General features: G+C 64.3%; 28 protein-coding genes and 2 pseudogenes. 22 read left to right on the top strand and 8 right to left on the bottom strand.

Features of this window, described 5'->3' with window-relative positions; all coding sequences use genetic code 11:
- The first annotated feature begins 41 nt into the window (after window positions 1-41).
- Window positions 42-560: a hypothetical protein gene (locus MB901379_RS15760; RefSeq protein ID WP_158019224.1), complete on the top strand. Its 519-nt coding sequence runs from the start codon at window positions 42-44 to the stop codon at window positions 558-560.
- A gap of 36 nt (window positions 561-596) precedes the next feature.
- Here the strand turns inward: MB901379_RS15760 and MB901379_RS15755 are convergent, their stop codons facing one another.
- From MB901379_RS15755 to MB901379_RS15745, 3 genes are all read right to left on the bottom strand, one after another.
- On the bottom strand, window positions 597-1496 hold the full coding sequence (locus tag MB901379_RS15755) for a sigma-70 family RNA polymerase sigma factor (RefSeq protein WP_158017499.1): 900 nt from the start codon (window positions 1494-1496) through the stop codon (window positions 597-599).
- On the bottom strand, window positions 1493-2092 hold the full coding sequence (locus tag MB901379_RS15750; protein ID WP_158017498.1) for a carboxymuconolactone decarboxylase family protein: 600 nt from the start codon (window positions 2090-2092) through the stop codon (window positions 1493-1495). Before MB901379_RS15750 ends, MB901379_RS15755 begins: the two co-directional genes overlap by 4 nt.
- A 102-nt stretch (window positions 2093-2194) precedes the next feature.
- The gene (locus MB901379_RS15745) at window positions 2195-2509 is read right to left on the bottom strand and encodes a type II toxin-antitoxin system VapB family antitoxin (protein WP_158017497.1); all 315 of its coding nucleotides are present in this window, start codon (window positions 2507-2509) and stop codon (window positions 2195-2197) included.
- A 296-nt stretch (window positions 2510-2805) separates the two neighbouring features.
- On the opposite strand from MB901379_RS15745, the gene hrcA reads away from it, so the two are divergent.
- The 4 genes from hrcA to MB901379_RS15725 all read left to right on the top strand — a co-directional run bounded on the left by hrcA (window position 2806) and on the right by MB901379_RS15725 (window position 6384).
- Window positions 2806-3837, top strand: a complete 1032-nt coding sequence (hrcA, locus tag MB901379_RS15740) for a heat-inducible transcriptional repressor HrcA (protein WP_158019223.1) — start codon at window positions 2806-2808, stop codon at window positions 3835-3837.
- 72 nt (window positions 3838-3909) lie between these two features.
- Window positions 3910-5058, top strand: coding sequence for a molecular chaperone DnaJ (gene dnaJ / locus MB901379_RS15735; RefSeq protein WP_158017496.1), 1149 nt, complete (start codon window positions 3910-3912; stop codon window positions 5056-5058).
- 21 nt (window positions 5059-5079) lie between these two features.
- On the top strand, window positions 5080-5841 hold the full coding sequence (locus tag MB901379_RS15730) for a 16S rRNA (uracil(1498)-N(3))-methyltransferase (RefSeq protein ID WP_158017495.1): 762 nt from the start codon (window positions 5080-5082) through the stop codon (window positions 5839-5841).
- 12 nt (window positions 5842-5853) lie between these two features.
- The gene (locus tag MB901379_RS15725; RefSeq protein ID WP_158017494.1) at window positions 5854-6384 is read left to right on the top strand and encodes a nuclear transport factor 2 family protein; all 531 of its coding nucleotides are present in this window, start codon (window positions 5854-5856) and stop codon (window positions 6382-6384) included.
- Here MB901379_RS15725 and MB901379_RS15720 read toward each other — a convergent pair.
- A complete protein-coding gene (locus MB901379_RS15720; protein WP_158017493.1) occupies window positions 6373-7017 on the bottom strand; it encodes a maleylpyruvate isomerase family mycothiol-dependent enzyme in 645 nt (214 codons plus the stop codon). The genes MB901379_RS15725 and MB901379_RS15720 overlap by 12 nt on opposite strands.
- Complete coding sequence (locus MB901379_RS15715) at window positions 7001-7906, bottom strand: alpha/beta hydrolase (RefSeq protein WP_158017492.1); 906 nt, start codon at window positions 7904-7906, stop codon at window positions 7001-7003. The genes MB901379_RS15720 and MB901379_RS15715 overlap by 17 nt, the downstream gene beginning before the upstream one ends.
- Window positions 7907-7980: 74 nt before the next feature.
- On the opposite strand from MB901379_RS15715, the gene MB901379_RS15710 reads away from it, so the two are divergent.
- From MB901379_RS15710 to era, 6 genes are all read left to right on the top strand, one after another.
- Complete coding sequence (locus MB901379_RS15710; protein WP_158017491.1) at window positions 7981-8646, top strand: TetR/AcrR family transcriptional regulator C-terminal domain-containing protein; 666 nt, start codon at window positions 7981-7983, stop codon at window positions 8644-8646.
- Between the two features lie 70 nt (window positions 8647-8716).
- Entirely contained in the window at window positions 8717-9775 is a 1059-nt protein-coding gene (locus MB901379_RS15705; protein WP_158017490.1) for a PhoH family protein, read from the top strand.
- Between the two features lie 18 nt (window positions 9776-9793).
- Window positions 9794-10330 (top strand): rRNA maturation RNase YbeY, encoded by a 537-nt coding sequence (ybeY, locus tag MB901379_RS15700; RefSeq protein ID WP_158017489.1) that lies wholly within the window; start codon window positions 9794-9796, stop codon window positions 10328-10330.
- Window positions 10327-11649, top strand: coding sequence for a hemolysin family protein (locus MB901379_RS15695; protein WP_158017488.1), 1323 nt, complete (start codon window positions 10327-10329; stop codon window positions 11647-11649). The genes ybeY and MB901379_RS15695 overlap by 4 nt, the downstream gene beginning before the upstream one ends.
- Window positions 11642-11962, top strand: coding sequence for a cytidine deaminase (locus tag MB901379_RS15690; protein WP_158017487.1), 321 nt, complete (start codon window positions 11642-11644; stop codon window positions 11960-11962). The genes MB901379_RS15695 and MB901379_RS15690 overlap by 8 nt, the downstream gene beginning before the upstream one ends.
- Window positions 11959-12858: a GTPase Era gene (gene era / locus MB901379_RS15685; RefSeq protein WP_158017486.1), complete on the top strand. Its 900-nt coding sequence runs from the start codon at window positions 11959-11961 to the stop codon at window positions 12856-12858. Before MB901379_RS15690 ends, era begins: the two co-directional genes overlap by 4 nt.
- Before the next feature lie 20 nt (window positions 12859-12878).
- Here the strand turns inward: era and MB901379_RS15680 are convergent, their stop codons facing one another.
- Window positions 12879-14390 (bottom strand): amidase, encoded by a 1512-nt coding sequence (locus MB901379_RS15680; protein ID WP_158017485.1) that lies wholly within the window; start codon window positions 14388-14390, stop codon window positions 12879-12881.
- Between the two features lie 61 nt (window positions 14391-14451).
- Here MB901379_RS15680 and recO point away from each other — a divergent pair, with 61 nt between their 5' ends.
- Genes recO through MB901379_RS15665 form a run of 3 tightly spaced genes read left to right on the top strand, consistent with a single transcriptional unit; the run spans window position 14452 to window position 16580 of the window.
- Entirely contained in the window at window positions 14452-15240 is a 789-nt protein-coding gene (gene recO, locus MB901379_RS15675) for a DNA repair protein RecO (RefSeq protein ID WP_158017484.1), read from the top strand.
- Window positions 15241-16131 carry a decaprenyl diphosphate synthase gene (locus MB901379_RS15670; protein WP_158017483.1) on the top strand — a complete coding sequence of 297 codons (891 nt, stop codon included), beginning with the start codon at window positions 15241-15243 and terminating at the stop codon, window positions 16129-16131.
- Entirely contained in the window at window positions 16131-16580 is a 450-nt protein-coding gene (locus MB901379_RS15665) for a hypothetical protein (RefSeq protein ID WP_158017482.1), read from the top strand. The genes MB901379_RS15670 and MB901379_RS15665 overlap by 1 nt, the downstream gene beginning before the upstream one ends.
- A gap of 8 nt (window positions 16581-16588) precedes the next feature.
- Here the strand turns inward: MB901379_RS15665 and MB901379_RS15660 are convergent, their stop codons facing one another.
- Together MB901379_RS15660 and MB901379_RS15655 are read right to left on the bottom strand one after the other, a co-directional pair.
- Window positions 16589-16981: a Fur family transcriptional regulator gene (locus MB901379_RS15660; RefSeq protein WP_158019222.1), complete on the bottom strand. Its 393-nt coding sequence runs from the start codon at window positions 16979-16981 to the stop codon at window positions 16589-16591.
- 43 nt (window positions 16982-17024) lie between these two features.
- Window positions 17025-17426 carry an ArsR/SmtB family transcription factor gene (locus MB901379_RS15655; protein WP_158017481.1) on the bottom strand — a complete coding sequence of 134 codons (402 nt, stop codon included), beginning with the start codon at window positions 17424-17426 and terminating at the stop codon, window positions 17025-17027.
- Between the two features lie 187 nt (window positions 17427-17613).
- Between MB901379_RS15655 and MB901379_RS15650 the strand changes: the two genes are divergently transcribed.
- From MB901379_RS15650 to MB901379_RS15625, 8 genes and pseudogenes are all read left to right on the top strand, one after another.
- Window positions 17614-19005: a glycine--tRNA ligase gene (locus MB901379_RS15650; RefSeq protein ID WP_158019221.1), complete on the top strand. Its 1392-nt coding sequence runs from the start codon at window positions 17614-17616 to the stop codon at window positions 19003-19005.
- A gap of 203 nt (window positions 19006-19208) precedes the next feature.
- A pseudogene (locus tag MB901379_RS25340) lies at window positions 19209-19707 on the top strand (PPE family protein); the annotation flags it as partial.
- Window positions 19689-21104: a beta strand repeat-containing protein gene (locus tag MB901379_RS15645; RefSeq protein ID WP_408632385.1), complete on the top strand. Its 1416-nt coding sequence runs from the start codon at window positions 19689-19691 to the stop codon at window positions 21102-21104. The pseudogene MB901379_RS25340 and the gene MB901379_RS15645, both read left to right, overlap by 19 nt.
- Before the next feature lie 175 nt (window positions 21105-21279).
- Window positions 21280-22467, top strand: a pseudogene (locus tag MB901379_RS25450) (PPE family protein); the annotation flags it as partial.
- Window positions 22468-23187, top strand: a complete 720-nt coding sequence (locus MB901379_RS25445) for a hypothetical protein (protein ID WP_456319953.1) — start codon at window positions 22468-22470, stop codon at window positions 23185-23187.
- A 615-nt stretch (window positions 23188-23802) separates the two neighbouring features.
- The gene (locus tag MB901379_RS15635) at window positions 23803-24972 is read left to right on the top strand and encodes a PPE family protein (RefSeq protein WP_158019219.1); all 1170 of its coding nucleotides are present in this window, start codon (window positions 23803-23805) and stop codon (window positions 24970-24972) included.
- 72 nt (window positions 24973-25044) lie between these two features.
- Entirely contained in the window at window positions 25045-25341 is a 297-nt protein-coding gene (locus tag MB901379_RS15630; RefSeq protein ID WP_158017479.1) for a WXG100 family type VII secretion target, read from the top strand.
- Window positions 25342-25367: 26 nt separating this feature from the next.
- Window positions 25368-25652, top strand: a complete 285-nt coding sequence (locus tag MB901379_RS15625; RefSeq protein ID WP_158017478.1) for a WXG100 family type VII secretion target — start codon at window positions 25368-25370, stop codon at window positions 25650-25652.
- Window positions 25653-25897 lie beyond the last annotated feature (245 nt).

Below are 25897 nucleotides of genomic sequence, written 5' to 3'. Positions count from 1 at the left end.
AATCGATAGGGGGGAACCTAACCGTGAAAACCGAGAGTTCGATCAAATCGCTGGCCACCGCGGCGGCAGTGGTGGCGGTTATCGGCGCCGCAGCGGCCAGTGTGACAACTATCACCTCCGCTGGTATCGCCTCCGCCGGCCCGGCGCCCTATCAGGTGCAGCCGGTCTTCTTCGGTGCGCCGCTTCCGCAGGACCCGGCGCCTGCCCCGGCAATCGACGTACCGACGGCCGCCGAGCTGACCGCCTTGCTCAACAGCCTCGCCGATCCCGGCGTCTCGTTCACCAACAAGAGCAATCTGGTCGAGGGCGGGATTGGCGGGGCCGAAGCGCGCATTGCCGACCATGAGCTGAAGAAGGCGGCTAAGAACGGGGACCTGCCGTTGTCGTTCAGCGTGGCCAACATTCAACCGGTTGAGGCCGGTTCGGCCACCGCCGACGTGTCCGTTTCCGGGCCCAAGCTTGCGGCGCCGGTTACCCAGAACGTGACGTTCGTCAACGAAGGTAGCTGGGTGCTGTCACGCAGCTCGGCGATGGCGTTGCTGCAGGCCGCCGGGCGCTGATCTGCGCTCCGGGCGCAGAAGCAACGCACTGCACCGCTATTCGCCCGACCTGTTGTGACCGCTCAACTTGAGTTTGGCGATCCGCTCCGGATCGGCGAGCACGTCGATCGCGGTGATGCGACCGGCGCGCACCAAAAACCCCATCACCGCGGATGGTCGACCAGCGACGACGATGATGGCGCCGGCGGCGCCGTTGACGAGGGCGTCGAGCACCTCGCGCTCTGGACCGGCGTAGCTTTCGGCAAGCCTGGCAACCGAAGATGCGCCCTGGGCGCGGAACCCGCGAGTGTTGGGTCCAAAGTCACCGCGCAGCACCACGTCGGGATGCAGCACCGAGACCAAGCGCTCGAAGTCACCGGTGCGCCCGGCCGCAAAAAATGCATCGGCGACCTCGCGTTGCACCGCGATGTCGCCGTCCGGAAAGGGTGCCGCCCGCTCGATGCGGCGCCGCGCGCGGCTGGCCAGTTTGCGTGTCGCCCCCGGTGATCGCTCAACAATGGGCGCGATCTGGTTAAACGGGACCGCGAAGACGTCATGCAGCACGAAAGCCAACCGTTCGGCAGGGGGCAGGGTGTCCAGCACCACGAACAACGCCAGGCCAACCGCGTCCGCCAGCATCGCGTGGTGTTCGGGGTCGAACTCGCCGACCGCGTCCACGATCGGATCCGGCAGCTGCCCGAGCCGCTCTTCGTGGCCCGCGCCGCGTCGATCACGCAACATGTTGAGACAAATCCGAGCCACCACCGTGGTCAGCCAGGCATCGAGGTTGGCAATTTCTTCGCCGTCCTGGGCGCGGCCCACACTGGTGTTAAGCCGTAGCCATGCTTCCTGCACGGCGTCTTCGGCGTCATCAAGGGAGCCCAGCATGCGATACGCGAGGGCCCCCAGCTGCGGCCTAGCGGCCTCGAATCGTGCCAGCAACGCCGGGTCGGTCATCGGCACCCGGTGTGGTCGGGTAGCGCGCACACCCGGCCGGCCGAGAAGCCTGACGACCCAATATCCAGCGCGATGTTGAACCGGGCGCGCAGGTTGCCCAGCGTGATGATGTGGGTCAGTCCGACCAGTTGAGCCGTATCGAAGTGGGCGCGCAGCGCTTCGAAAAGCTCGTCGCCGACCACGACGGGGGTACGACTGATCGCGGTGGCGTAGTCCAGAATCAACCGGTCGACCTCGGAGAAGCACGAGGCGTCCCGATAACCGGCCAGTGCCTGCAATTCCCGGTCGTTGATCCCCAACTCGCGGGCGATCTGCGAACCCAGATCGATGCAATATTCGCAGCGAACCGTTGTCGCGGCCTTCAATTCGGCCAACGCCCGCTGCCGAGGAGTGAGAATATCTATTTTCGACTCGGCTTGTTCCAGCCTGCCGTAGGCGTTGAGCAATTTAGGGATATGGGCGTACATGCGCAGCGGTTCGAGCATGCCGGCCGTTTTCAGCCCGGTCATTCTTGCCAGCTTGCGCCCGGTGAAGAAGAAGGCGATTTTGGCGCCCAAGCCGGCGTCGCGGTCGGAGACCCCCACAAGGCGAGACATGACTGCTCCTAACGGGACGGTGGTCGTTATTGCCGCCACTTGGTACGACACCCGGGGGCGGGCAAATGTGACCAAACCGACCTCGGTTCGCCTGTCGGCGCGCTACCTCGGCCTGCCGGGCGGCAGGTCCATGTCGAACACCCGCGCGTGTAGCACGGTGCGGTTTCGTAGCGCCGCACGTACGGCCCGGTGCAAACCATCCTCGAGGTAGGTGATACCTCGCCACTTGACCGCGTGCGGGAACAGGTCTCCATAGAACGTGGAGTCCTCCGAAAGCAACCGATCCAATGCGAGCACGGTGGTCGTTGTGACCAATTCGTCAAGCCGAATCTGTTGCGGCGGAATCTGGGACCAATCTCGATAGGACAGCCCATGTTCGGGGTATGGCTTACCTTCCCGCACGCCCTTGAAAATCATTGGCGGATCGTCCCTGACGCGTTGTTTGTGCCGGACAGGATCATGCGCAATAGGCTAGTCGCAAAATGGTCCTGGGGAATTGACGCGCTCAGGACCAGTGGGACCATACGGTCTGCACCACGCACCGTGCGGGCGTCCGCGACGGAGCGATCCGCACTGATCCAGCGCTTGGGGCCGTCGGTGACCGGCGTTTGCGCGACTGCGCGGTCCGCCGCTGACAAGCCCGTAAAATGAACGCGGCCGGCCCGGTGCAAGGCATCCAAGGAATGCAACCAATGCAGGGGAATGGGGAGTCGATGGGAAGTGCGGACGACCGCCGCTTCGAGGTGCTGCGCGCCATCGTCGCCGACTTCGTTTCCACCCAGGAGCCGATTGGTTCGAAATCCCTGGTGGAGCGCCACAACCTCGGCGTCTCCAGCGCCACCATCCGCAACGATATGGCAGTTCTGGAGGCGGAGGGGTACATCACCCAGCCGCACACCAGTTCCGGCCGGGTGCCCACGGAGAAGGGATACCGCGAGTTCGTCGACCGCTTGGACGACGTCAAGCCGATGTCCATGGCAGAACGGCGGGCCATCCAAAGCTTCCTGGAGTCCGGCGTCGACCTCGACGACGTGCTGCGTCGCGCGGTACGGCTGTTGGCGCAGCTGACCCGGCAAGTCGCCGTGGTGCAATATCCCACCTTGTCCACCTCGACCGTTCGCCATCTGGAAGTGATCGCGCTAACGCCGGCGCGGCTGCTCATGGTGGTGATCACCGACACCGGGCGGGTGGATCAGCGCCTGGTCGAACTCGGCGATGTCATTGACGACCACCAACTGGCCCAGCTGCGCGAGCTGCTGGGCCAGGCATTGGAAGGCAAGAAGCTCGCGGCGGCCTCGGTGGCGGTGGCCGAACTCGCCGGCCAGTTGCATGGTTCCGGCCGGTTGGGCGACGCGGTCGGCCGGTCGGCCACGGTGTTGCTGGAATCGTTGGTGGAACACACCGAAGAACGCATGCTCATGGGTGGCACCGCGAACCTGACCCGCAACGCCGCGGATTTCGGCGGGTCACTACGCTCCATCCTCGAAGCGCTTGAAGAGCAGGTCGTGGTGCTGCGACTGTTGGCGGCACAGCAGGAAGCCGGCAAGGTGACCGTACGCATCGGCCATGAAACGGAGGCCGAGCAGATGGTCGGCACCTCGATGGTGTCGACCGCCTATGGCAGCAACGACATCGTTTACGGCGGCATGGGCGTGCTGGGCCCGACGCGGATGGACTATCCGGGAACTATCGCCAGTGTTGCCGCGGTTGCGATGTATATCGGCGAAGTGCTGGGTGCTCGATGACCGCGCACCTGCTACAGAATTTATGGACAGCCGCGTAGGGGCGGCGTAAGACCTCGCATAGGAGAGTCAACCGTGGCACGCGACTACTACGGGCTGCTCGGCGTGAGCAAAGGCGCCAGCGATGCAGACATCAAACGCGCCTATCGCAAGTTGGCGCGCGAACTGCACCCCGATGTCAATCCCGACGAGGTGGCGCAGGCGAAATTCAAGGAGATCAGCGTCGCCTACGAGGTCCTCAGCGACCCGGAGAAACGCCGGATCGTCGATTTGGGCGGGGATCCGCTGGAAAACGCGGGTGCGTCGGCCAACGGGTTCGCCGGTTTCGGTGGACTGGGTGATGTCTTCGAAGCCTTTTTCGGCGGTGGATTCGGCGGCAGTTCCGCCTCGCGCGGTCCGATCGGTCGGGTTCGGCCGGGGTCGGACTCCTTGTTGCGGATGAGACTCGATCTCGAAGAGTGCGCGACCGGTGTGACCAAGCAAGTGACGGTCGATACCGCGGTGTTGTGCGACCGCTGCCAGGGCAAGGGCACCAACGGCGATTCCGCGCCGATACCCTGCGATACCTGCGGGGGTCGCGGGGAGGTGCAAACCGTTCAGCGTTCGCTGCTCGGGCAGATGCTGACCTCGCGTCCGTGTCCCACCTGCCGCGGTGTCGGGGTGGTCATTCCCGACCCCTGCCACCAGTGCATGGGTGACGGCCGGGTGCGGGCTCGCCGGGAGATCAGCGTCAAGATTCCGGCCGGTGTCGGCGATGGAATGCGGGTCCGGCTCGCCGCTCAGGGCGAGGTCGGGCCCGGGGGAGGACCGGCCGGTGACCTTTACGTCGAGGTCCATGAGCAGGCCCACGACGTCTTTGTGCGCGAGGGCGACGACTTGCACTGCACGGTTTCGGTGCCGATGGTCGATGCGGCGCTAGGCATCACGGTGACGCTGGACGCCATCCTCGATGGCATCAGCGAGATCGTCATTCCGCCCGGCACGCAACCGGGTGCCGTGATCACGTTGCGGGGTCGCGGGATGCCGCATCTGCGCTCCTCCACCCGCGGTGATTTGCACGTGCACGTCGAGGTGGTGGTGCCGGCTCGGCTGGACAATCATGATGCCGAGTTGTTGCGCGAGCTGAAGAGCCGTCGTAGTCGCGACGTGGCTGAGGTCCGGTCGACGCATGCCGGCGGGGGTGGACTGTTCAGCCGGCTGCGCGAGACGTTCACCGGGCGCTAGCGGCAGTCGCAGAGGCCGCACATGGTGGCGACCCTGTTCTACGTCGAGGAGCTGCCCGACGTCGGCGCGCTCGCGGTTGTCGGCGGCGACGACGGTTTTCACGCCGCCACGGTGCGGCGGATCCGGCCCGGCGAGCAGGTGGTGCTCGGCGACGGGGTGGGCGGATTGGCGAGTTGTGTGGTGGAGCAGGCCGAGCGGGACCGGTTGGGTGCGCGGGTGCGGGAGCGCTGGAGGGTGCCGGCCATCCGGCCGGCGGTGACCGTGGTGCAGGCGCTGCCCAAGTCGGATCGATCCGAACTGGCGATTGAGTTGGCCACCGAGGCCGGCGCCGACGCGTTCGTGGCTTGGCAAGCAGGCCGCTGCGTGGCCAGTTGGGACGGCGCTCGGGTCGATAAGGGTTTGCGCCGCTGGCGCGCGGTCGCTCGGTCTGCGGCGCGGCAGTCCCGGCGAGCCTACATTCCGTCGGTCCAGGGCGTGTGGTCCACCGCGGCCCTAACCCAGCGGATTGGTGATCAGGTGGCCGCGGGCGCGGCGGTGCTGGCCCTACACGAATCGGCGACCGGTCGGCTCGCAGATGTTGTTTTGGCGCAAGCGAACTCATTGATGCTCGTGGTCGGCCCCGAAGGCGGTATCGCGCCGGATGAGCTCGATTCGCTGACCGACGCCGGTGCCGTCGCGGTCCGGCTGGGCCCGACCGTGTTGCGGACGTCGACGGCGGCGGCGGTGGCGTTGGGGGCCCTAGGCGTGCTCACCTCGCGCTGGGATGGCCCGTCAGGCCGGTAATTACAATGCACTATGAGTGATAGCCCGCAGGATCTCAGTGCGCTCTTTGACCGACATGTCGACACCGAGTTCGTCGCCAGGGACGTTGCCGCCACGATGGCCACGATGTCCGCGGATCCGTTCGTTAATCATGTTCCCACCATGATGGGTGGGGTCGGCTCCGCCGGGGTGGCCGATTTCTACGCCAGGTATTTTATCGGTCACTGGCCCGCCGACACCACGATCACCCCGATCTGTCGCACCGTCGGCACCGACCGCGTCGTGGACGAGATGGTCATGTCCTTCACCCACGACGTCCCGATGCCGACGTTGCTTCCCGGCGTGGCCCCTACCGGTCGCGCGGTAATGCTTCCTGTGGTGGTCGTGATGGGGTTCCAGGGACATCAGGTTGCCTACGAACGCATCTACTGGGACCAGGCGTCGTTGCTGCTGCAAGTGGGGCTGCTCGAGGGCCTCTCGAAGACGCTGCCCGTCACCGGCGCCGAACAAGCCCGCAAGGTGCTCGACAAGAATCTGCCGGCGAACACGTTGCTAGGCCGCTGAGAGGCGTTGGCGCAGGGTGCCGACTCCATGGCCGCTGAGCTGGTTTAGCGCCCACGCCCGACCCGCCAGCACCGAGGCCAACTGTGCGGCGCGGCCTACCACCGTGCATTCGCCCTCCCCATGGTCCCAATCGGCATCCGTGGCCTCTAGCCGCAGCCCGCGCGCCCGCTTGGCTGCCGGTACGAACGGATTCGGAACCCGCACTTGAGTGTTCAGCACCGACACCAACGCCTCCACCCCAACCGCGGGATCCTGGCCAATCGCAAATGCGATGTCGAGCTCGTGAATAACATGATCACCCAACAGGAGTCGCCGGGGAAAGACCCGTCCGATGCCGCGCGGATGGTGCGTCAACGCGGCGAACTCGGCGATCAGCGCGCCCGGACTCTGCCGTCGAGCCAGATCGGTGGCCAGCGTGGCGTTGGCACGATCGAACGAACCGCGATGGGTGACCATGCCGGCCGTCAGGGTGGCCAACGACACCCGGTACCCGATCACCAGGTGCGCCAGCACGTCGTGGTTGGTCCATGCGGTGCACAAGCTCGGGCGGCTCCACTGGTCGTCCGACAAACCACGGGCGAATTCGACAAAGCCGGCGTCGTGCTGGCGCAGCAAGTCACGCGGCTTCGACATGGAGATGCTCGCGCAGAAAGTCGATCTGGTCGGCCAGCAGGTCGGCAATCAGGGGTGGGTGGTAAATCTGGAAATGGTCGCCGTCGTAGTGGCGCATGGTGCCGCGCGGTGCCCGCCGGGCGACGTCTTCGGCGTGACGTGGATCCATCAGGGTCTCCCGGCGCGACACGCACACCAGCAGCGGCGCCGCAATGCGGCGAGCCGCACGCTTGGCGCTCGATGCGGCGATACCCACAACGTTGGCGGCCGCCACACGGTTGTCGAAAGACCCGTCGGGGTCCACGGTGGAATTCCAGCCTTCCTCGGCGCCGGCCACTGTCACCGCCGCCAGGCTTCCCGGCCGACCGACGATGGGGATGTATCGACGCCCACGCCCCGTGGCGCTGCGCAGGGCGTCCTCGACGATCGCCGGTCCTACCCGCATCATCGCCGCCACCCCCAACCGGCGCATGGCCGCCGGACCGTCGACGATCGGACACTGCACCACCACCGCGGCCAGATCACGCCGGTCGGCGGCGACCCGCAACACGTGCATGGCGCCGAGGCTGGTGCCCCACAGTGCAACGCGGCTGGTATCGACGTCGGCGACGTCGGGCAATTTGTGGACGAAATCCAGGGCCGCTGCAATGTCTTGGCGATGCCGGCGCAGGCTGAGCCGTTGCCGCGGTGTGCCCTCGGAGGCTCCGAGATTGCGATAGTCGAAGGCGAGCGTGGCGATTCCGGCGGCCGTGAAGTGCCGCTCGTATTCAGACAACGCCATGGTGTGGTTGGCGCCGAATCCGTGGGCGAGCAGGGCCACCGGATGCGGACCAGGATCCGACGGACAGGTTAGCCAGGCCGCGCAGCGGGTGCCGTGTGAGGTGAATGTGGTGGGGATCGTCGCGGTCATGAAACCTCCAATACGTACGGTGTACGTGTTGTATCTTACGTACGTCGTACGTGTCAACTGGCGGAAGGATCATCGTGCGCGCGCGCTTCACGGTTTCCGATATCGCAACGAGTGCCCTCGAGATCGTCGACCGAGATGGGCTGGGCGGACTGAGCATGCGTTCGTTGGCCGCCTCGCTACAGACAGGTCCCATGACGCTCTACAACTACGTCAAGGATCGCGGAGAACTCGAAGCGCTGGTCGCAGACGCAGTGATTGCGGATATCGGGGATAACTGGGGCGCTGAGCCATCCGACGATTGGCGAGCCGATGTACGAACGATCGCGATGGCGATGTGGGAGACGATGCGACGCCATCCCAATGCCGTCCCGCTGGTGTTGACTCGTCGCACCGTTTCGGCCTCCAGCTATGCGGTCGCGGACCGGCTGATCGCGGCGCTGAAGGGTGCCGGGCTCACCGACATGGATCTGCTGGCCGGCTTTCGGGCGGTGCTGGGCCTGGTGATGGGTAGCGCCCAGGCAGAGTTGGCCGGACCGCTGGCCGGCATCTGGCGGGAGCAAGAGCAGGCCGCGGTGGCGGCTCGGATAGGTGGGCTGGCCGGTGCCGAGCACCCACACATTGCGGCGCTGTCCTGGACCAGTCAGCAGTCCAGCGCCCTGGCTGACTTCGAGCGCGCGCTGGACATCCTGCTTGCGGGCATCGAATCACTCGGACGTCGTCTCGGACCGGCGGTAGACTGAAAACCCGACGAATTTCTCTTCCCAGCTCGTCGCACCTACGACAGGCCAGAAAGCAGGCATCGAAAGCCACGTGACGCCTCGCGAGACCCGCGCTGCTGACGCAGTTGGAGGCCGGCAGGCCGACGCCCAGGTTCGCAGCAGCATCGATGTTCCGCCCGACCTCGTCGTGGGCCTGCTAGGTTCGGCCGACGAGAATCTGCGAGCCCTGGAACGAACCCTCGGTGCCGATCTGCATGTGCGGGGCAACGCAATCACACTTTCGGGTGAGCCCGCCGATGTTGCGCTCGCCGAGCGGGCCGTTTCCGAGCTGGTGACGATCGTGTCCAACGGACAGCCGTTGACGCCCGAGGTGGTGCGTCGCAGCATTGCGATGTTGATTGGGGCAGGCAATGAGTCGCCGGCGGAGGTGCTCACCCTCGATATCCTGTCGCGCCGGGGTAAGACGATCCGGCCCAAGACGCTCAATCAAAAACGGTATGTCGATGCGATCGATGCCAACACCATCGTCTTCGGGATCGGCCCGGCCGGGACCGGGAAGACCTATCTGGCCATGGCCAAGGCCGTGCACGCATTGCAAACCAAGCAGGTGACCCGCATCATCCTGACCCGCCCTGCCGTGGAAGCCGGTGAGCGCCTTGGCTTTCTGCCCGGCACGCTGAGTGAGAAGATCGACCCCTATCTGCGGCCGCTCTATGACGCCCTCTACGACATGATGGACCCCGAGTTGATCCCAAAGCTGATGTCCGCCGGTATCATCGAGGTCGCACCGCTGGCTTACATGCGTGGTAGGACCCTCAATGACGCGTTCATCGTCCTCGATGAGGCGCAGAACACCACCGCCGAGCAGATGAAGATGTTTCTCACCCGGCTGGGCTTCGGATCCAAGGTGGTCGTTACCGGAGACATCACCCAAATCGACCTACCGGGTGGGGCCAGATCCGGCCTGCGGGCGGCGGTCGACATTCTCGAGGATATCGACGACATCCACATCGCGGAGTTGACCAGTGCGGATGTGGTGCGCCACCGACTTGTCTCGGAGATCGTCGACGCCTACGCAAAATACGAGGAGCCGGCATCGGGGATGAACCGGGCGGCTCGGCGGGCATCCGGTGCCCGCAATCGTCGATGATGGTGCGGTGAGCGTCTTATGAGCATCGAAGTATCCAACGAGTCGGGCATCGACATCTCCGAAGCGGAATTGGTCAGCGTCGCACGCTTTGTCATCGACAAGATGGAGGTCAACCCGGGGGCCGAGTTGTCGATGGTGCTACTGGACACCGCCGCGATGGCCGACTTGCACATGCGGTGGATGGATCTGCCCGGCCCGACCGACGTGATGAGCTTTCCGATGGATGAGCTGGAGCCGGGCGGGCGCCCCGATGCTCCCGATCCCGGGCCGGCCATGCTGGGCGATATCGTGCTGTGCCCGGAGTTCGCGGCCGAGCAGGCGGCCGCGGCGGGCCATAGCCTGGGGCACGAGCTGGCCCTGTTGACCGTCCACGGTGTCCTGCACCTGCTCGGCTACGATCACGGCGAGCCTGATGAGGAGAGGGAGATGTTCGCCCTGCAGGAGCGGCTACTTGAGGAATGGGTGGCCGATCAGGTGGAGGCCTACCAGCACGACCGTCAGGACGAGAGAGATCGCCGGCTGCTGGACAAGTCAAGGTATTTCGACGAGCCGTGAAAGGTCTTCCGCAGCTGCTCGGTGCGATCGCGTTGATTGGTCTGGGCGGCCTGTTCGCGGCGATTGACGCCGCCATCAGCACAGTTTCCCTGGCCCGGGTGCACGAGCTGGTGCGCGACAGACGGCCGGGCGCGGTGGCACTGCTGAAGGTGATGGCCGAACGACCACGCTACATCAACCTGGTGGTGCTGCTTCGGATCGTATGTGAGATCACCGCCACCGCGCTGCTGGTGGTGTTCTTCCGCCACAACCTGAATATCAATGGCGGGTTGTTTGTCGCAGCGGCCGTGATGGTGGTAACCAGCTTCGTCGTGATGGGCGTCGGCCCCCGGACCCTCGGTCGGCAGAATGCGTACTCCATCTCGCTGGCGACCGCTGTTCCGTTGCAGGTGATTTCATGGCTGCTGATGCCGATCAGCCGGCTGCTGGTACTGCTTGGGAACGCGCTCACTCCGGGCCGTGGTTTCCGCAACGGGCCGTTCGCATCCGAGGTCGAGCTGCGCGAAGTCGTCGACCTCGCGCAGCAGCGCGGCGTCGTTGCCGCCGACGAACGCCGGATGATCGAGTCGGTCTTCGAACTCGGAGACACTCCGGCGCGCGAGGTGATGGTCCCACGAACCGAGATGATCTGGATCGAAGGCGACAAATCGGCCGGCCAGGCAATGACCTTGGCCGTCCGCAGCGGACATTCCCGCATTCCGGTGACTGGTGAGAACGTTGACGATATCTTGGGCGTGGTCTATCTGAAAGACCTTGTGCAGCAGACATTCTGCTCGGGTGACCAGGGCAAGGAATCCACCGTGACGGACGTCATGCGTCCGGCGGTGTTCGTGCCGGACTCCAAGCCACTGGATGCGCTGTTGCGTGAAATGCAGCACGACCGCAACCACATGGCGCTGCTGGTCGACGAGTACGGCGCCATTGCCGGCCTGGTGAGCATCGAAGATGTGCTTGAGGAAATCGTCGGCGAGATCGCCGACGAATACGACGAAGCGGAGACCGCCCCGGTAGAACAGCTGGGTGACAATCGTTTCCGAGTGTCGGCGCGCTTGCCCATCGAGGATGTCGGCGAACTGTATGGCATCGAATTCGACGACGATCTCGATGTCGACACGGTTGGTGGTCTGCTGGCTCTGGAATTAGGCCGGGTTCCCCTGCCAGGAGCCGAGGTGATATCCCATGGTCTACGCCTGTACGCCGAGGGCGGCCGCGACCATCGCGGTCGGGTGCGGGTTGGTACCGTCCTGCTCAGCCCGGCAGCGACGGAGGATACCGAGGGAGCTGGCCATACCGTAGCAGAGGACGAATCGGATGGCTGAGCCGTTGGATGCGGAGAATGCCAAGCTGCTGGCGCTGGCCCGGTCGGCGATGGTGCGCGCCGAAGCGGACCATGGCGCCGCGGTGCGCGATGGCGACGGTCGTACGTATGCCGCTGCACCGGTGTGCCTTTCGACGCTGCAGTTGACCGGATTGCAGGCGGCGGTGGCGGCCGCCGTGTCCAGCGGCGCGATTAAATTGGAGGCCGCGCTGCTGGTGGCCGGACCGGTCAATGATCCCGGCATTGCCGCGCTGCGTGAACTGTCGCCGACGGCTGCGGTGATCCGTACCGACGGTTCCGGAAACCCGCTATGACTGAATTCCGTTCCGGTTTCGTGTGTTTGGTAGGCCGGCCAAATACCGGCAAGTCGACGCTGACCAACGCGTTGGTCGGCACCAAGGTCGCGATCACCTCGATGCGGCCGCAAACCACCCGGCATACCATCCGCGGGATCGTGCATCGGCAGGACTTCCAGATCATCCTGGTCGATACCCCGGGTCTGCATCGGCCTCGGACGCTGTTGGGCAAGCGGCTCAACGACTTGGTTCGAGACACCTACGGCGAGGTGGACGTGATCGGGCTGTGCATCCCCGCCGACGAACCGATCGGCCCCGGCGACCGGTGGATCGTCGACGAAATTCGTTCCACGGCACCAAATACCACACTGGTCGTCATTGTCACCAAGATCGACAAGGCCTCCCGGGAGCAAGTGGCTACACAGCTGGTTGCGGTCAGTCAGTTGGTCGCGAACTCGACCGAGATCGTTCCGGTGTCTGCGGTTACCGGCGCCCAGATCGAGGTGCTGATCGAGGTGCTGGCCGCGGCATTGCCCCCCGGGCCGGCGTATTACCCGGACGGTGAGCTGACCGACGAACCCGAAGAGGTGCTGATGGCCGAGCTCATCCGCGAAGCGGCCCTGGAGGGAGTCCATGACGAACTTCCGCATTCGCTCGCGGTGGTGATCGACGAGTTCAGCAGCCGCGAGGGCCGTGACGACCTGATCGACGTGCGTGCCGTGCTGTACGTCGAGCGGGACAGTCAGAAGGGCATCGTCATCGGCAAGCGCGGCGCCCGGCTACGGGAGGTCGGCACCGCTGCCCGAGGTCAGATCGAGAAGCTGCTGGGCACGAAGGTGTACTTGGAACTGCACGTGAAGGTCGCAAAGAACTGGCAGCGTGACCCTAAACAGCTTGGTCGACTGGGTTTTTAACATGGTCGAACTTCTGGCGGTCAACGTTGCGGCGGCCGGACACGGTGGATCGGCGGAGTGCTTGTCCCGGTGTTCCACCACACGGTAGGTTGCTTGGTCGCCCAGCCGCTGACGGCTTCCAACTCGGCGGCCAGTGAGACGAGCATGCCCTCGCTATTGGCCGGTCCCATGAGTTGAACACCGATCGGCAGGCCCTCGACGGTGAATCCGGCCGGCACGTTGATCGATGGCCAGCCCAGCACGTTCCACGGCCAGGTCAGCGGGCACGCGGCGATCATGGTGCGGTCGGTGGCCAACGCGCTCAACTCATCAAAGGCGCGTGCTAGCGGCGCAGGCTGCGCAGTGGTGGGCGCCAGCACCACGTCGACGATGTCGAAGATGGAGCCCACTCGTCGTTGGGCCGCAGCCTCGTGGCGGCGCGCGGTGCGCAGAATTGCCTGCGAAAGCGCGTGGCCCGTACGCAGATTGGACAACGTGCGCGGGTCCAGTGTGACGCCGTCGCCAAGGCGGTCCGCCCATTCCCACACGCCTGCGGTGGAGCGGGCGAGAAAATCCCATGACAAACGCAGGCCGTAGTCAGGGTTGCCCGGCACGACGGTGTGGCCGAGTAGCTGCAGCTGTTCGCCCACTCGCTGGGTGGCGGCCAAGATCTCCGGATGCAATTTGGCTCGAAAACCTGTGTATGGGAACCGGGTTGACAGTGCGATCTTCAGCGGCCCGGGGGCGATGCTGACATAGTCGGAGGTTCTCACCGGGGGCGGCTTGTGTAGGTCGCCGTCGACGTTGCCGGACGCGGCATCCAGCACCAGCGCGGCATCGGCCACGGTGCGGGCCAGCACGCCGTTGACCGTGATGCCGTTAAACGCCTCCGGTAACGGCCAGGTGGAGATGCGGCCTCGTTGAGGCTTGATGCCTACCAAGTGGGTCCACGCGGCGGGAATGCGAATGCTACCGGCCCCATCAGAGCCAATGGCCGCGGTGACCAGACCCGCGGCCACCGCCGCCGCGCTGCCGCCCGATGATCCGCCCGGGGTATGCCGGCGTGCCCACGGGTTGCGGGTGTGTCCGAATCCGGGCCCGCTGGTGAACGGCCACTGGCCCAGTTCGCAGGTGTTGGTCTTGCCGATGATCACCGCTCCGGCCGCCTTGAGTCGGCGCACCGCCTCGCAGTCCCGGGCTGCGGGCGGGACGTATCCCTGGGTACCGAACGCGGTCGGCACTCCAGCAACGTCGACGTCGTCCTTGACGGCGATGGGGATGCCCAACAGCGGCGCGGTATCGCCAGCGGCTCGTCGCCGGTCGGCGTCGGCCGCGTCGGCCAATGCGGACTCGGCGAGCACCACCCGGAATGCGTTCAATGTCGACTGGCTCACCTCGATCTCGCGCAGGGATCGGCGTGCCAGGTCAACGGCGGTTACCGAGCCGGTGGCCAGCTGATAGAGCAGGTCGGTGAGGGTAGGCAGGCGCTGGCCGCCGGTCCCGGAAACGGACCCGGACACGGCTCCAAAAGCGGACCCAGAAGCGCCAACCACGGGGTACGAGACTATCGGCGCGGATACCCGCGATGTCGCGGCGGGGTGCGAAACTATTGTGATGCGGCTGTATCGTGACCGGGCTGTGGTGTTGCGCCAGCACAAGCTCGGCGAAGCCGACCGGATCGTCACCCTGTTGACCCGTGATCATGGGCTGGTTCGTGCGGTGGCCAAAGGTGTTCGCCGTACCCGTAGCAAATTCGGCGCTCGACTGGAGCCGTTCGCGCACATCGATGCGCAATTGCATCCCGGCCGCAATCTCGACATCGTCACCCAGGTCGTCTCTATCGATGCCTTCGCCACCGACATCGTCAACGATTACGGCAGGTACACCTGCGGCTGCGCAATGCTGGAGACCGCCGAACGCCTTGCCGGTGAGGAGCGAGCGCCCGCCCCGGCCCTGCACCGGCTGACGGTGGGTGCGTTACGAGCGGTGGCCGACGGACATCGGCCCCGTGACCTGCTGTTGGACGCCTACCTATTACGTGCCATGGGCATCGCCGGATGGGCGCCGGCGTTGACCGAGTGCGCGCGCTGCGCTACACCCGGGCCGCATCGGGCATTTCACATCGCCGCGGGGGGCAGCGTCTGCACACACTGCCGTCCGGCCGGTTCAACGACACCGCCACTGGGCGTGCTGGACCTGATGTCCGCCCTACACGACGGCGATTGGGCGGCCGCCGAGCAGACACCGCAATCCCATCGCAGCTATGTCAGTGGGTTGGTGGCCGCGCACCTGCAATGGCATCTGGAACGGCAGCTCAAGACGCTGCCGCTGGTCGAGCGGTACTACCAGGCTGATCGATCGGTAGCCGAACGTCGTGCCGCGCCGATCGGGCAGGATAGCTGAGTGGCCAAGAACGCCCGAAAGCTGAAGTCCACCGACTTCCCGCAGCTGCCCCCGGCGCCGGACGACTATCCCACTTTTCCCGATACCTCGAGCTGGCCCGTCGTCTTCCCCGCGCTGCCCCCGTCCCCGGACGGTGGTCCTCGCCGACCGCCCCAGCACATCTCGAAAGCGGCCGCCCCACGAATTCCCGTTGACCGGTTGCCCAACCATGTCGCCATCGTGATGGACGGCAACGGCCGCTGGGCCACCCAACGTGGACTGAGCCGCACCGAGGGGCACAAGATGGGCGAGGCCGTGGTAATCGATATTGCCTGCGGCGCAGTCGAACTCGGGATAAAATGGCTCAGCCTCTATGCCTTCTCCACCGAGAACTGGAAGCGGTCTGCCGAGGAAGTGCGTTTCTTGATGGGCTTCAATCGTGACGTGGTGCGGCGACGCCGGGACGTGCTCAACCAGATGGGTGTCCGGATCCGGTGGGTGGGTTCGAGGCCACGGCTGTGGCGCAGCGTCATCAACGAGCTAGCGGTTGCGGAGGCCATGACCGAGCACAACGACGTCATCACCATCAACTACTGCGTCAACTACGGGGGGCGGACCGAAATCGCCGACGCCACCAGGGAAATCGCGCGCGAGGTTGCCGCGGGCAGACTGAATCCGGACCGGATCACCGAGTCGACGATCGCCCGCCACATGCAGCGACCCGACATCCCCGACGTCGACCTGTTTTTGCGAACGTCGGGGGAGCAGCGGTCCAGCAATTTCATGTTGTGGCAGTCGGCCTACGCCGAATACATATTCCAAGACAAGCTCTGGCCTGACTATGACCGCCGCGATCTGTGGGCGGCCTGCGAAGAGTACGTCTCTCGTAATCGCCGGTTCGGGAGTGCCTAGTGCAGTCATTGCAGCAGCGGCTGGCCTCGATACTGCGCGACGTTCTCCCGGTCGAGCAGGAAGCCGACGGAGCGCTCACGGTCCGCCATGCCGGCACGTTCGCCTCGCTACGGGTGGTGAGCATTGTCGAAGACCTGGAACTGGTCTCGCTGACGCAGATATTGGCCTGGGATTTGCCACTGACCAAGAAGATCGGCGACCAGGTGGCCAAGCAGGCGCGCGACTCTAATTTTGGCGCGGTGATCTTGCTGGAGAAGGACGCGGCGAAGCAGGAGAGGGCGGTCCAGCGCAACTCGAGCAAGGGCACGGGCAAGACGGCGCCGAAAACCGTGGACGTCATGTTGCGATACAACTTTCCCGGTGCTGGCTTAACCGACGACGCGCTACGTACCCTGCTCCTGCTGGTGTTGGACACCGGTGCCCAGATGCGCACCGCGCTGACATCGTAGGCGCCGCCTCAGGAGCGGCAATCGGCACAGGTGCCGAAGATCTCAATGGTGTGGCTGACATCGGAGAATCCATGTCTGCTGGCTACCTCGGCCGCCCAGGTCTCAACTTCGTGATCCGCCACCTCGATGGTGGAACCGCAATCGCGGCAGACCAGATGGTGGTGATGGTGCTCCGAGCATCTGCGGTAGACCGATTCACCCGTGTCGGTGCGCAGGGTGTCGACCGTTCCAGCCGATGCCATCGATTGCAGTGTTCGGTAGACGGTAGTCAGGCCGATGTTCTCGCCGCGGCGGCGCAGTTCGTCGTGCAGTTCCTGAGCCGAGCGGAAGTCGTCGACCGCGTCCAGAAGCGTCGCGATCGCCGCTCGCTGGCGAGTGGACCGGACACTGGCCCCCGCCATCAGGGCCGCGCCGCCGCAGCGCTTGGCTCGTCGCCCGCCCAGGTCACGGCGTGTCCTCACTCGCGTGGGCGACCGCGTCGACGACGATGTGGGCAAGGTGATGGTCGGCCAGCCGGTACAGCACTTCGCGGCCGGATCGCTCCCCGGTAACGACGCCGGCCGCCTTGAGAATCTTCAAATGCTGGCTGACCAGCGGTTGCGGCACTCCGAGCGCGTCAACCAGCTCGTGCACGCAGCGCTGGGATTCGCGCAACTGCAGCACGATGGCGATCCGGACCGGTGCGGCCAGCGCGCGCAGCAGCTCGCCGGCCGCATCGAGAATCTCCCGCGGTGGCGGCACGGGAAATACAGGGTGTTCGGCCAAACCATCAACGCTGTGCTCGTGATCACCGATCACGTCGTCTGCGGTGGGAGGTAAAGAAGGCGCAGATGGCGAAGTCGTCATATCGTGGTCACCACCTCAACGAGTGCATGTTTTCCGACCGCCTTCATGCCAGCGCATCAGCTTGCGGATGACCTCCACTGTCACATGCATGATGATGCATGTCAAAGACCGCGCACCGGTCGCTACCATGACTGAGGTTTTGCGCGGTGACTTGCCGCCGCATGCGATTGCCCGATCTGGGAAGGGAGTGCACCAGCCCGTGGCGTCTGTCATCGACACCGTGGTAAACCTCGCGAAACGGCGTGGCTTCGTTTTTCCGTCGGGCGAGATCTACGGCGGTACCAAGTCGGCGTGGGACTATGGCCCACTGGGGGTGGAGCTCAAGGAGAACATCAAACGCCAGTGGTGGCGATCGGTGGTTTCTGGCCGCGACGACGTTGTCGGTATCGATTCCTCGATCATCCTGCCCCGTGAGGTGTGGGTGGCCTCGGGGCATGTCGAGGTCTTCCACGACCCGCTGGTCGAGTCGCTGATTACGCACAAGCGCTACCGGGCCGACCACCTCATCGAAGCCTACGAAGCAAAACACGGGCACCCGCCACCCAACGGGCTGGCCGATATCCGCGACCCGGAAACCGGTGAGCCGGGCCAGTGGACCGAGCCGCGCGAATTCAACATGATGCTCAAGACCCATCTCGGACCGATCGAGACCGACGAGGGGCTGCACTATCTGAGGCCCGAGACCGCGCAGGGCATCTTCATCAACTTCGCCAACGTGTTGACAACGTCTCGCAAGAAGCCGCCGTTCGGCATCGGCCAGATCGGCAAGAGCTTCCGCAACGAGATCACCCCGGGCAACTTCATCTTTCGCACCCGCGAGTTCGAGCAGATGGAGATGGAGTTCTTCGTCGAGCCGACGACCGCCAAAGAGTGGCATCAGTATTGGATTGACACCCGGTTGCAGTGGTATGTCGAGCTTGGTATCGACCCGCAGAACTTGCGGCTCTACGAACACCCCAAGGAGAAGCTGTCGCACTACTCTGATCGCACCGTCGACATCGAGTACAAGTTCGGCTTCGTCGGCAATCCATGGGGCGAGCTAGAGGGTGTCGCCAACCGAACCGACTTCGACCTGTCGACGCACTCCAAGCATTCCGGCGCCGAGCTGTCCTTCTACGATCAGGTCAACGACACCCGATACACGCCCTATGTCATCGAACCGGCGGCGGGACTGACCCGGTCGTTCATGGCCTTCTTGATTGACGCGTACTCCGAGGACGAAGCCCCGAATGCCAAGGGTGTGCTGGAAAAGCGCACGGTGGTGCGACTGGACCCACGCCTGGCCCCGGTCAAGGCCGCGGTGTTGCCGCTGTCGCGCCATGCCGACCTGAGTCCCAAAGCTCGGGACCTGGCCGCCGAGTTACGCAAATGCTGGAACATCGACTTCGACGATGCCGGCGCCATCGGTCGCCGCTACCGGCGCCAGGACGAGATCGGCACCCCGTTTTGCGTGACGGTTGACTTCGACTCGCTCGAGGACAATGCCGTCACCGTTCGTGAGCGCGACGCCATGACCCAGGAGCGGGTCGCGACGGACAAGGTCGCCGACTACTTGGCGGTACGACTCAAAGGCTGCTAGCAACCCCGCCAGGCTGCTGCCGGAACTGGCTTGCGATGCCGCGGCGCCCCGGCTGGCGGGAACCCAGGCCGCCCCCAGGGGCCCAATCCTCGGGGTTGCGGCGTGCGGCCGCTTGGGGGGCGTGGGGGCGGGTCGTGCGTGTCGGTGCCGGTAACGCCTTGGCGTGCGGTTGAGAATATTCCGGTGAAGGAGGGGCTGTTCTGATGAATTTTGCGATGTTGCCGCCGGAGATCAATTCGTTGCGGATGTTTTCTGGTGCGGGGTCGGCGCCGATGTTGGGGGCGGCGGCGGCGTGGGGTGGTTTGGCTGAGGAGTTGGGTACGGCGGCGGAGGCGTTTGCGTCGGTGACCTCGGGGTTGGCGGGTCAGGCGTGGCAGGGTCCGGCGGCGGCGGCGATGGCGGCTGCGGCGGCGCCGTATGCGCGTTGGTTGAGTGCGGCGGCGGCGCGGGCGGTGGGTGCGGCTGGGCAGGCCAAGGCGGTGGCCGGGGTTTTTGAGGCGGCGCGGGCGGCGATGGTGCATCCGTTGGCGGTGGCGGCGAATCGTGATGCGTTTGTGCAGTTGGTGATGTCGAACTTGTTTGGTCAGAATGCGCCGGCGATTGCTGCTGCGGAGGGCATTTACGAGCAGATGTGGGCCGCTGATGTGGCGGCGATGGTGGGTTATCACGGCGGGGCTTCGGCGGTGGCGGCCCAGTTGGGTTCCTGGCAGGGTGCCCTGTCGGGTCTGCCCGGTCTGTCGGGTTTGGTCGGCGGCGCGGCCTGGGCCAGCACCCCGCTGGCCAATGCGCAACTGAGCTTGCAGGCGCTCGGCGCCGGGGCGGCCGCCGCGCCGGCTGCCGCTTCGCAAGGCCTGTCCGACCTGGTCTTCAACCTGGGGTTCGGCAACATCGGCACCTTCAACCTGGGCAGCGGCAATATTGGCGACACCAATATCGGCAACGGCAATATTGGCACCGGTAATCTGGGCAGCGGGAATTTCGGCGGCGGAAACTGGGGTAGCGGCAATATCGGGACCGGAAATTTCGGCAGCGGGAATATCGGTGACTTCAACCCCGGTAGCGGAAATTTCGGTAGCGGAAACCTGGGCAGCGGCAATATCGGCAGCCTCAATGTGAGTAGCGGAAATTTCGGCACCCTGAATATTTTCGGCGGGAACAACGGTGACGTAAATCTGGGCAGCGGAAATTTCGGTGACTTCAACCTTGGCAGTGGAAACCTGGGAAGCAATAACATCGGATTCGGGAATCTCGGAAGCGGAAATATCGGATTCGGCAACAACGGCAGCGACAACATTGGAATTGGCCTCACCGGCGATGGCGGATTTGGATTTGGTGGCTTCAATTCGGGCACCGGAAACATCGGATTGTTCAACTCCGGAAACAACAACATCGGTTTCTTCAACTCCGGGGACAACAACTTCGGCTTCGGCAACTCGGGAAGCGGAAACACGGGCTTTGGAAACGCGGGGAACTTCAACACCGGTTTCTGGAACGCGGGCAGCTCAAACACCAGTTTCGGGAGCGCTGGTGATGGAAACTTCGGCATCTTCGATGCGGGCAGTGGAAACATGGGTAGCTTTAACGTGGGCACTCACAACACGGGATTCGCGAATGCGGGTGCGGGCAACACTGGCTTCATGAACTCGGGTGATTCGAACACTGGCTTCTGGAATGGTGGCAACGTCAACACGGGCTTGTTCAACGGCGGAGATACCAACACCGGCTTCTTCAATGGCGGCAATGTGAACACCGGTTTTGGCAGCTCGGTTGACCAACCGTTTGCCAACTCGGGCTTCGGGAACTCCGGTACCGGGAATTCGGGCTGGGGTAACAGTGATCCCAACGGCAGTGTGAACTCCGGATTCTTCAATACCGGAATCGGCAACTCCGGTGTCTCGAACGCGGGCCCGGCCTTGGTCCCGGGCTTCAACTCCGGTTTTGGGAATGTCGGCACCAACAATGCGGGATATGTAAACTCCGGTAGCAGTCTCGCGGGGATTTCGAATTCCGGTAATAACAGTTCGGGTATCGTAAATTCGGGCGACGACAACTCCGGCGGATTCAACTCGGGTACCGGGCTTTCGGGCTTCTTCAGGTAGTCGCTGCAATTAACAGCGGTTCGGTTTGCCGCTTGACCAATCGCTCATGGCCATGCGACCGGGACGGTGTGGTCGCTTGGGCGCTGGCGTGGTTGGGAGGCGGGTCGTGCGTGTCGGTGCCGGTAACGCCTTGGCGTGCGGTTGAGAATATTCCGGTGAAGGAGGGGCTGTTCTGATGAATTTTGCGATGTTGCCGCCGGAGATCAATTCGTTGCGGATGTTTTCTGGTGCGGGGTCGGCGCCGATGTTGGGGGCGGCGGCGGCGTGGGGTGGTTTGGCTGAGGAGTTGGGTACGGCGGCGGAGGCGTTTGCGTCGGTGACCTCGGGGTTGGCGGGTCAGGCGTGGCAGGGTCCGGCGGCGGCGGCGATGGCGGCTGCGGCGGCGCCGTATGCGCGTTGGTTGAGTGCGGCGGCGGCGCGGGCGGTGGGTGCGGCTGGGCAGGCCAAGGCGGTGGCCGGGGTTTTTGAGGCGGCGCGGGCGGCGATGGTGCATCCGTTGGCGGTGGCGGCGAATCGTGATGCGTTTGTGCAGTTGGTGATGTCGAACTTGTTTGGTCAGAATGCGCCGGCGATTGCTGCTGCGGAGGGCATTTACGAGCAGATGTGGGCCGCTGATGTGGCGGCGATGGTGGGTTATCACGGCGGGGCTTCGGCGGTGGCGGCCCAGTTGGGTTCCTGGCAGGGTGCCCTGTCGGGTCTGCCCGGTCTGTCGGGTTTGGTCGGCGGCGCGGCCTGGGCCAGCACCCCGCTGGCCAGTACGGCACAGGTCAGCGCGCAATTGACCGGTGTTTCATCCGGTGTTGCCCAGGCCGCCAGTGCGGTGCCGGCAGCGCTTCAGGGGATCAACTTCGGTTTCGGCAATATCGGTTCCCTCAATTTGGGCAGTGGAAACACTGGCGACGGGAATTTTGGCAGCGGCAATATCGGCAACATCAACTTGGGCTGGGGCAACATCGGCAGTACCAACCTAGGCAGTGGCAACCAGGGGGACATCAACCTGGGCAGCGGCAACATCGGGAACTTCAACCTCGGCAGCGGGAACTTCGGCAGCCAGAACCTGGGCTCGGGCAACATCGGTAGCACCAACCTGGGCGTCGGCAACATCGGCAACACCAACGTGGGCAGCGGCAACATCGGCGACACGAACTTTGGCAACGGGAACAACGGCAACTTCAATTTTGGCAGCGGAAATTTTGGTAGCAACAATATCGGCTTCGGCAATAGCGGTAGTGGCAACTTCGGCTTCGGAAACTCCGGTAACAACAACATCGGCTTCGGGCTCACCGGCAACGGTGAGTTCGGAATCGGCGGTTTGAACTCGGGCAGCGGAAACATCGGTTTCGGAAACTCCGGTACCGGGAACGTGGGCTTCTTCAACTCGGGGAGCGGCAATTTCGGATTCGGAAACTCTGGCGATGGGAACACGGGCTTCGGAAACGCCGGCAACATCAACACCGGATGGTGGAACGGTGGCAGCACCAACACGGGCGTCGGCCACGCTGGAGCCAGCAACTTTGGATTTTTCGATTCGGGTAACTACAACGCCGGCAGCTTCAACTCGGGCAGCTCGAATACGAGTTTCGGAAACTCGGGCGACGTCAACACCGGCTTCCTCAACGCGGGCAACATCAATTCCGGCTTCGGCAATGCCGGAGACGTCAACACCGGCTGGGCAAACTCCGGCAACACGAATACCGGGGGGTTCAACGCCGGAGCCCTCAACACCGGCTTCTTCAGCGCGGCAACCCAACCGGGCCCCAACTCGGGCTTCGCTAACGTTGGTACCGGCAACTCCGGTTTCGGGCATAACGATCCTGCCGGCGCCGACAACTCGGGCATCCAAAACTCCGGTTTTGGTAACTCGGGCTACGTAAATACCAGCACCACGGCCATGTTCGGCGGCAACTCGGGCGTGCTCGACACTGGTTATGGAAACGCCGGGTTCTACAACGCGGCCGTCCAAAATGCGGGCATTTTCATCGCCGGTGTTATGAGTTCTGGCATGTTTACCTTCGGCACTGGAAGCTCAGGGTTTTTTGTCAATGGAGACAGTCTTTCAGGCTTTTTTAGGAACTTTTTCTAACAGCTTCGATCCACGTTTCCGAATGCGATATTGCAATTGAGATGTGGGGCTTCGGCCGGCGGTCAAAGCGATAGCGGATACCCGCAAGATTCTGGCCGCCAGAGCGGCAGGTCGGGCCGCCGCACCGGCGGCCGATACCAGTTTTCCGATGAGCGCCTCCCGTAGGTATATCGGCCTGAATGTGGCTGCTGACCAGGCGAAACAAGGTCGGTGGGAAAGGCTTACCCGAGTTTGACGGATGGCCCGACCCGCCGACCCGCCGCGCGTGCGAGTCCGCCAAGGTGGCCCGGGCTCGGGCCACCGATATGAATTCATCGCCGATATGGCTCGCGGTAACGCCGAAACCGAAACTCATTGGCAGCTGAATTTATGAGCAACTGGACAGTTGTCTGGCCAGTTTGAGTAAGCACCGGGATGGTTCCGAGATCGGTGATCCGTCGGCTGACCTGCTGGTATCCGCGAATTTGCCGGTTCGCTTTGCGAAAAGTGGAGATTTTTGCTGTGATTTACCTTACGATTCTCCAGTGGGTCGCTGTGGGTGCGGGGTTGTTTGTCAGTGAGTGTCGGTGAGTGTCTGTTGGAGCCGTTGATGCGGCTGATTGGGTTGGGGTTGTGATGGTTTTGGACTTTGCTTGGTTGCCGCCGGAGATCAATTCGGCGCGGATCTTCTCTGGTGCTGGGTCGGGGCCGCTGTATGTGGCCGCGGCGGCGTGGGAGGGGTTGGCTGCGGATTTAGCGGCGTCGGCGTCGTCGTTTGATGCGGTGGTGTCCGGGTTGGCGTCTGGGCCGTGGTCGGGGCCGGCGTCGGTGTCGATGGCGGCTGCTGCGGCGCCGTATGTGGGGTGGTTGAGCGCGGCGGCGGGGCAGGCGTCGGCGGCTGCTAGTCAGGCTGTGGCGGCGGCGACGGCGTTTGAGGCGGCGTTGTCGGCGACGGTGCATCCGGCGGCGGTGGCGGCCAATCGGGTGTCGTTGGTGTCGTTGATTGCGACGAACTTTTTGGGGCAGAACACCCCGGCGATTGCGGCGACTGAGTTCGATTATGTGGAGATGTGGGCTCAGGATGTGGCCGCGATGGTGGGGTATGACTCCGGGGCGTCGTCGGTGGCTGCGGCGTTGACGCCGTTTAGTTTGCCGCCGGTGGATTTGGCGGGTTTGGCCAGTGAGGTTAATGCGCAGGTTGCTGGGGCGGCGACGGCGTTGACGGCTGCGGTGTCTCCGATGGCGCAGGGCGTGGTTGAGGGATTGCCGGGTGTGGTGACTGGGGTGCAGTCGGCGGCCGCGGCGGTACCGCTGGACGCGGTGATGTCGGTGGCGCAGGTCGGGATGTATCCGGCCAGCATGATGCTGGGTCCGTTGATGCAATTGGGCAGTACCGCTAATGCCGGCACCGCGGGCTTGGCCAATGCGGGCGCGGCGGCATTGGTCGACGCCCCCAAGATGGTCGATGCGATCAATCCGATGAAGGGCCTGGGTGGTGCGGGTCTGGGTGCGGGGATGGCGGCGGATTTGGGTAAGGCTCGGTTGGTAGGGGCGATGTCGGTGCCGCCGACGTGGGAGGGGTCGATCCCGAAGGGGATGGCCACTTCGGCGATGTCGGGGTTTGGTGCCATGCCGCCTGAGATGGCCACGCCGACGGGTGGGGCTCCGATGGGGATGATGCCGATGCCGATGGGTATGGGCGGTGCTGGGGCTGGTATGCCCGGCGGGATGATGGGTCGTGGGGGTGCAAATCCGCATGTGGTGCAGGCGCGGCCCAGTGTGGTGCCGCGGATCGGTGTCGGCTAGGGGGTGATCGGTCGGGGTTCGCGTTGCGGCACGTGAGCAGAACTGGGCGTTATTGGGGAAGGGAGATATGGGATGGCTACTCGGTTTATGACCGACCCGCACGCGATGCGTGCCATGGCGGGTCGTTTTGAGGCGCATGCGCAGACGGTTGAGGATGAAGCCCGTCGGATGTGGGCGTCGTCGCAGAACATTTCGGGTGCGGGGTGGAGCGGCTTGGCCTCGGCGACTTCGTTGGACACGATGGGTCAGATGAATCAGGCGTTTCGCAACATTGTGAACATGTTGCACGGGGTGCGTGACGGGCTGGTGCGCGACGCTAATCATTACGAGACCCAAGAGCAGTCTTCGCAGCAGGTCTTGAGCAGTTAGCCGGGATGTAGAGAGGGGCACGGTCGATGACGATCAATTACCAGTTCGGTGATGTGGACGCCCATGGGGCGTTGATTCGGGCTCAGGCGGCGGCGTTGGAGGCCGAGCATCAGGCCATCGTGCGTGATGTGTTGGCGGCGGGGGATTTCTGGGGTGGTGCCGGGTCGGTGGCCTGCCAGGAGTTCATCACGCAGTTGGGTCGTAATTTTCAGGTTATCTACCAGCAGGCCAATGCTCACGGTCAGAAGGTGCAGGCCGCTGGCAACAACATGGCCAGCACCGATTCGGCGGTGGGTTCTAGCTGGGCCTAGCTAGCCGGCTCCACCAAGCTGTCAGGGGCGCGGGTAACACAGGGGGCGCGGTGTTACCCGCGCCCTCATGGTGCCGGAGTCCGGCGCGGCGCCGGGGGGAGCGAAGAGCGTGTCGAGACGCGATCGCCAATTATCAGAGTTGATTGGCGATTTGTTAAAAGCCCAGACCTTCGGAATCCGGTTGTCCTAGTATCCGGCCGTGGGGTCTAAGCGTGGGGTGTTTGTCAGTGTTTGTCGGTGAGTGT

Origin of the sequence: Mycobacterium basiliense, assembly GCF_900292015.1 — a bacterium.
In the GTDB taxonomy this organism is placed as follows: domain Bacteria; phylum Actinomycetota; class Actinomycetes; order Mycobacteriales; family Mycobacteriaceae; genus Mycobacterium; species Mycobacterium basiliense.
This window is presented reverse-complemented; position numbering and strand designations above follow the sequence as displayed.